We start from the raw sequence: 13,099 nt of genomic DNA on the forward strand, positions 1-13,099 counted from the left end.
GTATGACTGGCGGACTGGTCGAGAACCTCGAGACGGCATCAGTTGCTTCAGAAGCGGATCTGAACCGAGAAGCCTATCGGAAGCTGCTGGATGATCTGTTTGAGCGACGCCGAGCGGCGAGAGTCGGGGGGCCCGACGCCGCACGGCGAAAGCATCGCGAGCGCGGCAAGCTCCTGGCGCGCGAGCGCATCGATGCCTTGATTGATCCAGGCTCGCCCTTTCTCGAACTGGCCGATCTTGCCGGCGAGGGACTCTACGAAGGTGTTCCCCCAGGCGCGGGCCTGATCACAGGCGTCGGCACGATTGCCGGGCGTTCATGCATGATCATCGCCAACGACGCCACGGTGAAGGGTGGCACGTATTTTGGAATGACCTGCCGGAAGCACGTGCGCGCGCAGCGCTTCGCCTGGGACAACCGCCTGCCTTGCATCACGCTGGTGGACTCCGGCGGTGCATTCCTGCCCGATCAGGCCAACATCTTTCCCGATGAGGGGCTGTTCGGCTCGATCTTCCATAACCAGGTTGGAATGTCCGCGGACGGCGTTCCGCAGATCGCTGTTGTGCTGGGCGCTTGTACGGCCGGCGGTGCCTACATTCCAGCGCTGTGCGACGAGGTCGTGATCGTGCGGGGGCAGGGGTTTATGTACCTTGGCGGACCGCAGCTCGTTCAGGCCGCGACGGGCGAACAGACCGATGCCGAGGCCTTGGGTGGTGCGACGATGCACAGCCGCGTGAGCGGAGTGACCGATCATCTGGCCGAGAACGATGCCCATGCATTGTCCATCACGCGCCGGCTTGTCGCGGAATTGCCGGCTTCCGCCAGCCCGCGCCGGACGCAAGCTGCTCCGGCGCCTGCGCTGCATCCGGCCGAGCGGATTTACGAGATCGTGAGCCGTGATGCTCGCAAGCCGACCGATACCCGGGCCATCCTCAAGTGCCTGCTGGATGCGGGCGAGTTGCAGGAGTTCAAGGCCGAGTACGGCAACACGCTGATCACGGGATTTGGTCGCATCAACGGCCACCAAGTTGGAATTCTGGCGAATGCCGGCGTCCTGTTCACCGAGTCCGCGCTGAAGGCAACCCACTTCATCAATCTGTGTTGCCAGCGCGATGTTCCGCTGTTGTTTCTGGCCGACGTTTCGGGCTTCATGGTCGGGCGCGAAGCAGAGGCTGGCGGCATCGCGAAGGCCGGCGCGAAGTTCATCACGGCGATGAGCTCCGCATCCGTGCCGAAGTACACGATCATCGTCGGCGGATCATACGGCGCGGGATATCTCGCGATGTGTGGGCGGGCCTTTCGCCCCACGGCCATGTTCATGTGGCCGAACGGGCGTGCTGCGATCATGGGGCCTGAGCAGGCGGCGACGACGCTTGCGCTGGTGCGGCGGCAAATCGCCGAGCGCAATGGTCAGGAGTGGACCGCGGAGGTGGAGAAAGCGTTCAAGGACCCGATCCGGCGCGAGTACGAAACCTTCGCCAACGCCTACAATTTTGCCCGGCATCTGTGGGTCGACGGGGTGATCGAGCCGGCGGAAACGCGGGATGTGATGACGTTGTTGCTCGATATTGCAAGCCGGACTCCGCGTCGCGAGACGCGATTCGGCGTGTTTCGCATGTGAGGCGGAGTAGTCGCGTGTTTCGCAAGATTCTTGTCGCCAATCGTGGTGAAATCGCCTGCCGGATTGCCCGGACTTGTCGTCGTCTCGGAATCGAGGTCGCAACGGTACATTCGGCCGCCGACCGCACCGCGCTCCACGTGCGCGAGATAGGTGAATCGGTAGAGATCGGGGCCGCGGCCGCAGGCGACAGTTACCTCGTTATCGAGCGTATCATCGAGGCCGCCCGGCGCGTCGGCGCCGACGCGGTTCATCCCGGCTACGGCTTTCTCGCCGAGAACGGCGACTTCGCGGAGGCTCTGAAAGAACACGGGATAGCCTTCATCGGACCGTCGCCGCAGGTGCTCAGAGACTTCGGCAACAAGGCCTCCGCCAAGCAGGTGGCGCGGCGCGCAGGCGTTCCCGTGGTTCCCGGGACGGATGAGCCCAGCGCTTCCGTCGAGGACATCGCGGCCGCCGTCGCAACCATGCGTCTTCCGGTTCTGCTCAAGGCGGCCGCCGGCGGCGGCGGCAAGGGGATGCGCGTCGTGACGAATGCCGCGACAGTGCGGGCCGACATCGCGGCCGCGATGCGCGAAGGCAAGAGTTCGTTCGGTGATCCACGTCTGATCGTCGAACAATTTCTGCCCGATGCCCGTCACATCGAGGTCCAGATCCTCGGCGACGGACAAGGTAACGTCATTCATCTGTTCGATCGTGAGTGCAGCCTGCAGAGGCGGCACCAGAAGGTGATCGAAGAAGCCCCGGTCCTCAGCCTTGAACCGGCTCTGCGCGCCGAAATCCTGGCGCATGCAGTTCGGCTTGGCGCCAAGGTTCGCTATGCTGGCCTTGGCACGGTGGAGTTCATCGTGAAGGATGGAGCCGCCTTCTTCCTCGAGGTGAATCCGCGCATTCAGGTCGAGCACCCGACGACCGAATTGATTACCGATCTCGACCTGGTCGAACTGCAGATCCGCGCCGTCGCGACCGGCCGGTTGCCGCTCTCGCAGGCCGACGTATCGGCTTCCGGTGTAGCGGTCGAGGCGCGGCTTTATGCCGAGGATGCCGACAAGGGCTTTTTGCCGTCTACGGGGACGATCGAGAAACTGCATCTGACGGATATGGTTCGGGTCGATGCGGGCGTTGCTGCGGGAATGCCGATCACGCCCTATTATGACCCTATGATCGCCAAGCTGATCGCGATCGGGGCGACGCGTGAGGAGGCCTATTCAAGGCTGGCGATGGCACTGCGCGACTGCAGCGTCGGTGGCGTGACGACCAATTTGGGCTTTCTTCACCGCATCGTTGCCGAGCCCGCCGTGCTGTCGAACGAAGTGCATACCGGGACCATCGACGCGATGACGGCCGCGAGCGGGGAAGCGGTCAGGCACCCGCTAGAAGTGCACATCGCCGCAGGCCTGTGGCTATGGGCACGAAAGGATCGGACATGGTGCGGTTGTGAAGGATTGACCGCATGGCGGCTGGGCGTGGGCAAGTCCGAGCCTGCAACGGTGCCGACGCTGCGGCTTGTCGCGTCGGGCCGGAACCACGAGGTGACGTTTGGCTATGCCGGCGGACGGGATCGTCTTGTGGTCGGCGTCGATGGAAATGTTCGGACGCTCGATTTCCATGCACACGACAATGGTACGACTATGGTTTCGTGCGATGGACTCGCGATAACGGTCACGCCGGTGCTGTCGGATACGTTCGCCGGTTTCGCGTCCGCCATTGCGAGCTCCAGCTTCGAGGTGCATCCTTATCTGTCGGGCTCGCTGCTCGCGCAGGCCGGCGCCGGTGATGGGCAGGTTCGTGCGCCCATGATGGGCCGCATCGTGTCGGTTCATGCGGAGCAGGGGCAGCTGATCGCCGCCGGCGACGTGCTTGCGGTGATGGAGTCGATGAAAATGGAGCTGTCCATCGTTGCGCCGTTTGCAGGTCGGGTCACTGCCATCGAGTGTCCGGTGGGAGGCACCGTCGAGCGCGATCAGGTGGTGTTCGTCGTGACGCCGGAATCGGAGTAAGTTTCCATGAGCGATCTGCCGTCGCATATCGAGATCCACGAGGAGGGACCCCGAGAGGGGTTCCAGTTCGAGAAGACGATATACCCTTTGGCGGATCGGGTCGCCCTGGTTGACGCGCTGTCGCGAACAGGACTGAAGCAGATCCAGGTGGCATCGTTCGTCAATCCGAAACGCGTGCCGCAGATGGCGGATGCCGCCGAACTCTTCGCGCACATCGAGAAAGTTCCCGGTGTCGCGCATACCGCATTGTGGCTGAACGAGAATGGGTTCAGGCAAGCGGCGGGCGCGCGAAACGTTGATCTCAAGGGGATATTGCTGTTCTACGCCTCCAACGCGTTCGCGTTGCAAAACAACGGGCGTACTGCCGAGGCCATGCTGCAGCAACAGGATGACTGGATTCGGCTCTACGATGAGGCGGGTGTATCTGTTCAGGCCGCTTACATCATGACGGCATTCGGCTGCAACCTGCAGGGCGATGTTCCGGTCTCGGCCGTCACTGACCAGGTGCGGTGGATTGTGGATCGCTGCGGGAGGGATCGTCGCCCGCTTCCGGCGATCTACCTTGCCGACACGGTGGGGTGGGCCGTGCCGACCGAGATCGAACGTCGCGTCGGAGCCGTTCGCGAAGTCGCACCCGATGCGCGGATCGGATTGCACCTCCACGATACGCGCGGTAGCGGGCCCGCCAGCTTTTACGCTGCCCTGCGCATGGGGGTCGATCTGTTCGACAGCTCCGTCGCCGGATTGGGCGGCTGTCCGTTTGCCGGACACGATAACGGGGCGGCAGCCGGGAATGTTTGTACCGAAGACATGGTCTTCATGGCGCATGAAATGGGAATCGCAACCGGCGTCGACCTCGATGCGCTGATCGAGGCCGCGCGGCTGGCTGAGCGGATCATTGGCCGTCCTCTTGGCGGACGGGTCATGCACAGTGGCTCGCTGAGCCGGTTCCGGACCCGGCATGAGTGAGAAGATCATCAGGTCGTAGGTCGACCTGAGCGCTGGAAGTGCTCGGCAATGGAGATGACGATCTGAACGCCCAAGAGGCTCGCAGGTGGGCGTCGCCAACCGCAGGAATATCAAGAGGGAGAACATCCATGTCGACTCGTTACGCCGCCTATACGAAGTTGAAAATCGACTATCCGTCAAAGCGAGTCTTGCGGCTGACGTTCGACCGCCCCGAATCCTACAATTCGGTCGATGCGGAAACCCACACCCAGCTCACGCATATCTGGCGCGACATCAATGACGATCCGGAGATCAGCGCCGTCATCGTTACGGGAGCCGGGAAGGCTTTTTCGGCCGGTGGCGATTTCGAGCTGATCAAGAGCCTCCTCGACAATCCGGTGGCGCGTATGGCCACCTGGAAGGAAGCGAAGGATCTCGTCTACAACGTTATCAACTGCAACAAGCCGATCATTTCGGCCATCAATGGCGTCGCGGTCGGCGCCGGTCTGGTCGTCGGTATCCTTGCGGATGTATCGATCTGCGGAAAGTCGGCACGCATTGTCGACGGTCACACCCGGCTTGGCGTCGCGGCGGGCGACGTCGCCTGCATCATTTGGCCGCTGCTGTGTGGCTTGGCCAAGGCCAAATACTATCTGATGACCTGCAAGCCGCTATCCGGCGAGGAGGCTGAGCGCATCGGGCTGGTCTCGCTCTGCGTCGAGGATGCCGACCTGCAGAAGGTCGCGCTCGAAACTGCCGAGGACTTAGCAAACGGCGCGCAAAGCGCCATCCGTTGGACAAAATACTCGTTGAACAACTGGCTTCGGGTCAATGGTCCGCTGTTCGATACATCGACAGCGCTGGAAATCCTCGGCTTTAGCGGGCTGGAGGCTCGTGAAGGCCTGGCGTCCCACATTGAGAAGCGTAAGCCAGTGTTTCCGCCGGAGTGCCCGATTTGATTTCGTGAGGCAACCTATGACGATCGGATTCAATAGCGAGATCGGTGCGGCATGTGCGGTTGGGACCGTTGGCGACCTGTTTGAAACATGCGCCGAGGTCAACGCCCAGCGAGTCGCGATCGAATATCGCGATCGATGCATCTCTTATGGAGAGCTTCTCGATCGTGTCCGACGGCTGAGTGCCGTGCTCACCGCGCGTGGGCTGAAGCGCGGTGATCGGCTTGGCTTGCTCTCGCGAAACCGCCCTGAATATCTTGAGGTCGAACTCGCGGCTGCTCATCTCGGGGTCATTACGGCATGCCTCAACTGGCGATTGGCAGGTCGCGAGCTCGCTCATTGCATTGAGCTTATCGCGCCGGCACTTCTGATCGTGGAAGCCGATCTCGTGAGCAGCCTCCCGCCTGTCGTTGGATCGCCATCCGTTCTCGAGATCGGGCCGCATTACGAGAGTGAACTCGCACAGCAGGCAGGGAGCTCTCCTCCGTCTGTGGCACGCTCGGAGGACGGCCTTATTATACTGTACACGAGTGGGACGACCGGCCTTCCGAAGGGAGCTGTGATCTCGCACCGGGCCATGATCATGCGTGCCCTGACATTCTCCTCGGAGCTCGGCATAGCGCCGCATGATGCGTTCGTTGCTTGGGCTCCCCTGTTCCATATGGCTTCGAACGATCACGCACTCGCCACGCTTATGCGTGGCGGGATGGTGCTCGTCATCGACGGATTTCAGTTGGAGCCGCTTCTGACCGCCGTGTCCCGGCATAACATCGGCTGGTTGCTCTTGATACCGGGCATGATCGAAGCCTTTGTCGAGGGCTTAAAAGCTCACCAGGAACCTGTGAAGAAGGTGCGGGTTTGCGGGGCCATGGCGGACCTCGTGCCTCCGCACCTGATCGCAGAGGTGACCGCGCTGCTGGGCGCGCCATACCTGAATAGCTTCGGGTCAACCGAGACTGGCCTTCCTCCCGCGACGCGAGCGTTGATTTCGCCGGGAGAGGTTCCGACAAGACTATCCAAGCGGCAAAACGGGTTTTGCGAGATCAAATTGGTCGACCCTGAAGACGAAGAGGTCGCACCAGGCGAGCCCGGAGAGCTGGCCGTGCGCGGCTCTACATTGTTCTCTGGCTACTGGCAGGCCGACGAGGAGAACGCGCAGGCATTCCGCGGCGGCTGGTACCACATGGGTGACGTCTTCAGGCGCAACGCCGACGGGTCCCTCGATTTCGTGGACCGAGCCAAATATCTGATCAAGTCCGGCGGCGAAAATATCTATCCTGCTGAGATTGAGCGCGTCCTGTTGCGCGACAAGCGCGTGACGGAAGTCGCGGTTGTGCGCGCCGCGGATCCCAGATGGGGGGAAGTCCCGGTCGCCTTCGTCGCGTGCGGCGGGGACGAGCCGCCGACCGAGGCTGAACTCGTCGACTTGTGCGCCCGCGAGCTCGCCGGTTACAAAAGGCCGCGCGCATTCCACTTCGTCAGCCTCGCCGAGTTCCCGCGATCCACGAGCGGCAAAGTCCAGCGCCAGGAACTCGAGCGCAGGCTCAAGCCCTAACGGCTGGTGCGCAAGGCGTGCCCCGCGTTGTGGTCGGAATCGATGGTACGCATCGATGTCGGCGGTACGAACTCACCCAACGATCAGGGCTGTAAACTTGCTCCAATCTCGGCGGCGGCATCGATCAGGCTGTCGAGATAGCGCGGACTGCCGTCCTCGCGGACCAGTCGCGACGTTAGGGTCGTGATGCTGAGGCTGGCCACGAAAGCGCCATTGCGATCGAAGATCGGCACACCGAGACCAGCGAGCCCCACGACATAATCGTCAACGGCCAACACCCATCCACGCGCTCGAATGGCAGCGGAATCGGCACGCAAGGCCGCCGGATCGATCTGAGTGAACGGTGTCATGGGCGTGAGCGGCCCGGCCAGCACACGCTCGCGTTCGGCTGCATCGATGTACGCGAGCAAGGTTCGGGCTCCGCCAGCATAATTCAGCCCAATGCGGCCACCGATGGTGGCCCACGGCGTGTCGATGTGGAGGGAGCGCGCGCGGACGCGATCGATGCACAGCGCCTCGCCCTGATGGTAAACCCACAGGAAGGCCGTGGCGCCGGTCGTCTCTGCAATCCGCGTCAGGAACGGTGCGGCAATTTCTCTCAGATCGCCGCCGACACTAACGGCCGGCGCCAACATCAGGACAGCGGCGCCGAGTGCGTAAGTCTGCGATTGCTGATCGATGTGGATGAAATCCACCGCGGCCAGCGTGTGAAGCAGCCGTCGTGCAGTGCCCTTGTCGAGGGCGGTTGCGCGCGCGAGTTCGGCGAGAGTCAATCGTGAATGTTCGGGCGAGAAGGCTTTGAGCAGCGCGGCAGCGCGCTCGACGGCTCGCACAACTGGCAAGCTCGACTTGCGAGGCGAATCTGATGCGTGAGTTGCGACAGGCGGGGTCAACGGTATCTCGCTCAAAAAACAATGAAACAGCCTGACGGTGAGCCGTCAGGGCACAGCAGTCGTGATTGGGCCTGCAGAGTCACCCCTGGCGCGATCGTCATGTCTCACCGCCTCCGGTCTCAATCAAATTAGCAGCAAGCCTCCTGCTTGAAGCGCCGAGGCGTGTGTTATCAGGTGACACATTATGTCATGCCTTGACACGATTGGAAAGGGCCGACACTATCCTGCGGCCTCTGCTCCGGGTGACGAGCATTGCTCCAAAGGGACGCATCACGACCCTGACGCGCGCTTCATCGCGGGTGGATGGGCTTGAAGCGACCGACGTCGAACAGGCCGGCAATCAGAAACGGTCGATGGTTAGAGGAAGACTAAGGAAGGGTTTGGAATGAGAAGCCGCATATTCGCATACGCTCTTGGCGCCACTCTCGGCGTGACGCTCGCTACGACCGCGCCGGCTGCCGAAATCGCTATTGGCGTGATCGGCCCGCTGAGCGGACCAGCCGCCCAGTCGGGAATATCGATGCGTCAGGCCTATGAGGCCGCGGCGGCCCAGGTCAACAAGGACGGCGGGATCAAGGTCGACGGCGCGCAGAAGACGATCAAGCTCATCTTCGAAGACAGCGCCTCGCGGCCCGAAGTTGGCGTCAGCGCCGCACAGAAGCTGCTAAGCCGCGACAAGGTCGATATTCTCGTCGGCGACAGCATCGCCAGCTCCGTCACGCTCGCCATCATGGAGGTCGTGCCAAGCTTCGGCAAGTTCGCCATGAGCGGCCAGCCGGTCTCGATCGAGATCGCCAAGAAGATCCAATCGGACCCGAAGCGTTTCGCTAATTTCTGGAAATCAAGCTTCAATAGCGACGCCTATGCGCAGGCCGTTTTCGCATCCACCAAGGAACTGATCGACGCCGGAAGCTTCAAGCCCAAGAGCAAGAAGATTGCCTTCGTGGTGGAAGACACGGACTACGGCAAGTCAAACGCCGAGTACACGATTCCGCTGTTCGAAAAGGATGGCTGGAAGGTCTCGTCAAAGGAAGTCGTAGCTCTGGGGCACGCTGATTTCTATCCGCAGCTTTCGAAGTTGCGGGCCGATGAGCCGGACATGATCGTCTCGATCTTCACCTCCGTGAATTCCGGCATCGCGCTGGTCAAGCAGATTCAGGAGCAAGGTCTCAAGTCGCTGCACATGGCCGTCTACTACCCGATCCGCCCCGAATTCCTGGCGGGCGCGGGGAGTGCGGCCAATGGTCTGCTTTGGACGCCGTTCTTCTTCGATCCGGTGAACAGCGCCCAACACAAGGCCTTCGCCGCGGAATTCAAGAACCTGGCCAAGGTGGCAGGCAATGGCGATCATGCGCAGGGCTACTGCGAGATGATGCTGCTGCTGAACAATCTCAAGGCTGCCGGCACGGTCGAACCGGCCAAGCTGTCGGAGGCGTTCGCCAAGAGCGACACGAAGTGCGCCATCGGCCGCTATGTCTATGACACCGAGCTGCACACGCCGCGCATCGGGGCCGACTACATCCCCATCCCGATCGCCCAGATCCAGAACGGGACCAGCTTCGCGATCTGGCCATCGACGGTTGCAACCGCAAAGTTCAAGCCGGTCCAGTGAAACCTGGCGGGACCCGGTGGGCATTCCAGCCGGGTCCCGTCGATCCCTTGATCACTTATGCGGACGGACGACTGTTCAATGTCGAACATGCCCTCGAAGACTCTGCTCAGGGTCGACGACATCACCATGGCTTTTGGTGGCATCGTTGCCGTCGCCAATCTGTCTCTGACGGTCGAAACCGGCGAGATCCTGGCGCTGATCGGGCCTAACGGCGCCGGCAAGACCACGACCTTCCACGTCATTGCCGGAGTCCACAAGCCGACTGCGGGTCGCATCTTCTTCGACGGCCAGGACATCACCTTCTACAGGCCTGACGGGCGCTGTCGCTCCGGGGTGGCACGTACATTCCAAATCACGCAACCTTTTCAGGAATTGACGGTGGAAGAGAACGTGATGGTGGGATCGCTCGCCCAACATCGCAGCATTGCGGATGCTCGCAAGGACGCGCGCCGCTACGTGGAAATGGTGGGGCTGAGCGACCGGGCCAACGTGCTCGCCAAGGGCCTCAGCACCGGCCAGCGCAAGCGCCTCGAGATGGCGCGCGCGATGGCGACGCGCCCCAAGCTTCTCCTGCTCGACGAGGTGACCGGCGGTGTCGACCAGAAGAGCATCCCGGGCCTGATCGAACTCGTGAAGCAACTTCGTCGCGAGGGACTGACCCTTGTCATCATCGAGCACAACATGCGCGTCATCAACGAGCTCGCTGATCGCGCGATCTTCATGAACCGCGGCCAGAAGATGGCCGAGGGCACGCCGGAAGATGTCATGCAGCGGCCGGAGGTCGTCGAACTCTATCTGGGGGAGGAGCTCCAACATGGCTGAAGCTCCCATGCTGCGGGTCGAAAACCTCAACGTTCTCTACGGCGACTTTCAGATTCTCTGGGACGTCTCCATGACGGTCGGCGCGAAGGAGGTCGTCGCCGTGCTCGGGCCCAACGGTTCCGGCAAGAGCACGGTGCTCAAGGCCATCATGGGGCTCACCCCGGTCCGCTCCGGCAAGATCATTTTCGAGGGCGAGGATCTGACGAAGGTGCCAACCCATGAAATGGTCGCTCGTGGTATCTCAATGGTGCTGGAACGACGTCGCCTGTTCGGCGCCATGACCGTGCGCGAGAACATCCTGCTTGGCGCCTATCACCGCAGCGTCAACAAGAACACCGCCTCGCGTCTCGAATGGGTTGAAAGCCTCTTCCCGATTCTTGCCGAACGTCGGGACCAGATCGCAGGGCGGATGAGTGGTGGCGAGCAGCAGATGGTGGCCATTGCGCGCAGCCTGATGTCGCGCCCGCGGCTGCTGCTGATGGACGAACCCTATCTCGGATTGGCCCCACGGATCGTCAGCCAGATCGCCAGCATCATCCAGCGGATCAACCAGGAGGGAATCTCGGTGGTCTTCAACGAGCAGAACGTCCATCTTTCATTCGGCGTGTCCCATCGCGGTTACCTGTTGGAGAGCGGGCGGATGATGTTGACGGGGACCGGCGAAGAGATGATCCATTCGGACGTTATCCGTCGCGTTTATCTGGGCGTCTAGGCGCGAGGAAGCCTCCGATGACCTTCTCTCTCTTCATCGAGCAAATCATCAACGGGTTGATCATCGGATCAATGTACGCGCTGGTCGGTAGCGGTATTGCGTTGATCTACGGCACCATGCGCGTGCTCAACCTGGCGCATGGCGAATTCTACATGCTGGGCGGCTACCTCGTCTTCTTTCTGGTCGTCACCTGCGGGGTTCCTGCCTATCTCGCGATTCCGATAGCGCTGCTGGCTGCCTTCCTCCTCGGCGCTCTCATTCAGCGACTTACGATCCACTATCTGTTGCAACGGGAGGGATGGGCTTTCTCCACCATCGCCGTCACGCTTGGCCTGTCGATCTTTCTTCAGAATTCCGCCCTGCTGCTGTTCGGCGAGAATGTGCAGAGCGTACCTTATTATGTGACCGGCATCGTCGAATTCGCAGGTGTCCGCATTCCCATGCAGCGCCTGCTCATACTGGGCGTCGCGATTCTGACTATTGCGGTCATGACCTACGTGCTGAAAGCCACCCGGCTTGGCTGGGCGATCCGCGCCACCTCGCAGGACCGGGATGCCGCTGCTGTCGTTGGTATCCCTGCGTCGCGGATCTATCTCATCACCTTCGGCATTGCCGCTGCGTTGGGTGCCATCGCCGCGGCGATGATGGCGCCGATCTACGCCATCACGCCATGGAGCGGCCTTCCCATCCTGTTCAAGGGCTTCGTCGTGGTCATTCTCGGTGGTCTGGGTAGCTTTCCCGGAGCGATCGTCGGCGGTCTTCTTCTCGGCGTGGTCGAGGCAGTCGGTGTGCAGCTGACATCCACGGAATGGAGAGATGTCATTGCCTTCGCTCTCATGATCGCGGTGATCTGGGTTCGGCCTTGGGGCCTGTTCGGCAGCAAAAGCTGACGATGCCACTCCTCGCGATGTCATCTGCTTGTATATGGTTGGGTAGAACGCATGTTTGAGCCGCTTAGGCCATGGCAATGGCTTCTCGTCGCGATCACACTGGCCGCGCTGGCTGCTTTGCCGCTGCTTTCGAGCAACTCCTACGTGCTCCACGTGTTGATCTTGTCGATGATCTTCGGGATATTCGCCTCGGCGTGGAATCTGGTGACCGGGTTTGCAGGCCTCAAGACATTCGGTCACCATGCCTTCTTCGGCATTGGCGCATATTCCTCCGCGCTGGTCGCCCTGCATTCGGGCCTTAGTCCCTGGCTTACGATCTGGATCGCTGCCTTGATCGCCACCGTGGCTGGCCTGTTCATCGGACTGCCGATCCTGCGCATCAGATCGATGCCGCATGTGGCCATCGTGACACTTGGCTTTGCCGAGATTGTGCGCATCACCATCTCCAATCTGCAATCGATCACTCGCGGCGAACTCGGACTTTGGGGCATTCCACCGTTCGAGAGCTTCACGCTGCCGGTGCTCGGCGAGATGAAGTTCACGCCGGCGGACAAGGCTGGATACTACTATCTTATCCTGGTTCTATTGGTGTTCTCGACAGGCCTGATCACGCTTCTCATGCGGTCCAAGTCGGGACTCGCCCTCGTTGCCATGCGAGACGCTGAAGATGCTGCCGAGAGCCTCGGCGTGAACTTGACCCGTCACAAGTTGTTGGTGTTCGGCGTCAGTGCTTTCCTGGTCGGGCTCGCCGGTGCGTTCTTCGGTCACTACATCGGGATCCTCACACCGAGCGCGGCTGTCGGGCCCGATCTCATGATTCTCGTCATCGCGATGGCGCTCGTCGGTGGTCTCGGCACACTGAGCGGACCGCTCGTCGGTGCGCTGGTTCTCACATGTGTCGTCGAGCTGCTGCGCGATCTCAACGACCTGCGGCTGCTGATCTACGGCGCGATCATCATCACCGTTGTGATGTTCCTGCCCAAAGGGCTTGCAACGCTCGGACCACTCGTGCGGCGGCGCATTACCTACCTTAGGGCTCCCACCACGTCACCGGCCAAACACCTCTAGCCTCTGTGCCGCCGGACTGCGCACAGA

At 61.6% G+C, this 13,099-nt stretch carries 11 protein-coding genes; 10 read left to right on the forward strand and 1 reads right to left on the reverse strand.

All coding sequences use genetic code 11. The features are described from left to right. Window positions 1-2 precede the first annotated feature (2 nt). From AC630_RS02280 to AC630_RS02300, 5 genes are read left to right on the forward strand one after another with little or no spacing between them, the layout of a single operon-like run. A complete protein-coding gene (locus AC630_RS02280) occupies window positions 3-1,619 on the forward strand; it encodes an acyl-CoA carboxylase subunit beta (RefSeq protein ID WP_074116864.1) in 1,617 nt (538 codons plus the stop codon). Between the two features lie 14 nt (window positions 1,620-1,633). Next, window positions 1,634-3,616, forward strand: coding sequence for an acetyl/propionyl/methylcrotonyl-CoA carboxylase subunit alpha (locus tag AC630_RS02285; RefSeq protein WP_074116865.1), 1,983 nt, complete (start codon window positions 1,634-1,636; stop codon window positions 3,614-3,616). Between the two features lie 6 nt (window positions 3,617-3,622). Continuing rightward, complete coding sequence (locus AC630_RS02290) at window positions 3,623-4,585, forward strand: hydroxymethylglutaryl-CoA lyase (RefSeq protein ID WP_074116866.1); 963 nt, start codon at window positions 3,623-3,625, stop codon at window positions 4,583-4,585. Between the two features lie 38 nt (window positions 4,586-4,623). Further along, entirely contained in the window at window positions 4,624-5,523 is a 900-nt protein-coding gene (locus tag AC630_RS02295; protein ID WP_245330235.1) for an enoyl-CoA hydratase/isomerase family protein, read from the forward strand. After that, window positions 5,459-7,075, forward strand: coding sequence for a class I adenylate-forming enzyme family protein (locus tag AC630_RS02300; RefSeq protein WP_245330236.1), 1,617 nt, complete (start codon window positions 5,459-5,461; stop codon window positions 7,073-7,075). The genes AC630_RS02295 and AC630_RS02300 overlap by 65 nt, the downstream gene beginning before the upstream one ends. An 83-nt stretch (window positions 7,076-7,158) precedes the next feature. Here AC630_RS02300 and AC630_RS02305 read toward each other — a convergent pair whose 3' ends face one another. Next, complete coding sequence (locus AC630_RS02305) at window positions 7,159-7,908, reverse strand: IclR family transcriptional regulator (RefSeq protein WP_208866948.1); 750 nt, start codon at window positions 7,906-7,908, stop codon at window positions 7,159-7,161. 445 nt (window positions 7,909-8,353) lie between these two features. On the opposite strand from AC630_RS02305, the gene AC630_RS02310 reads away from it, so the two are divergent. From AC630_RS02310 to AC630_RS02330, 5 genes are all read left to right on the forward strand, one after another. Continuing rightward, window positions 8,354-9,580 (forward strand): ABC transporter substrate-binding protein, encoded by a 1,227-nt coding sequence (locus AC630_RS02310; RefSeq protein ID WP_074116870.1) that lies wholly within the window; start codon window positions 8,354-8,356, stop codon window positions 9,578-9,580. A 78-nt stretch (window positions 9,581-9,658) separates the two neighbouring features. Then, window positions 9,659-10,402, forward strand: coding sequence for an ABC transporter ATP-binding protein (locus AC630_RS02315; RefSeq protein WP_208866949.1), 744 nt, complete (start codon window positions 9,659-9,661; stop codon window positions 10,400-10,402). After that, window positions 10,395-11,114, forward strand: a complete 720-nt coding sequence (locus AC630_RS02320) for an ABC transporter ATP-binding protein (RefSeq protein WP_074116871.1) — start codon at window positions 10,395-10,397, stop codon at window positions 11,112-11,114. Before AC630_RS02315 ends, AC630_RS02320 begins: the two co-directional genes overlap by 8 nt. A gap of 17 nt (window positions 11,115-11,131) precedes the next feature. Next, window positions 11,132-12,004, forward strand: coding sequence for a branched-chain amino acid ABC transporter permease (locus AC630_RS02325; RefSeq protein ID WP_074116872.1), 873 nt, complete (start codon window positions 11,132-11,134; stop codon window positions 12,002-12,004). Window positions 12,005-12,055: 51 nt separating this feature from the next. Next, on the forward strand, window positions 12,056-13,072 hold the full coding sequence (locus AC630_RS02330) for a branched-chain amino acid ABC transporter permease (RefSeq protein WP_074116873.1): 1,017 nt from the start codon (window positions 12,056-12,058) through the stop codon (window positions 13,070-13,072). Window positions 13,073-13,099: the final 27 nt, after the last annotated feature.

This window comes from Bradyrhizobium sp. AS23.2 (assembly GCF_001908185.1).
Lineage (GTDB): Bacteria > Pseudomonadota > Alphaproteobacteria > Rhizobiales > Xanthobacteraceae > Bradyrhizobium.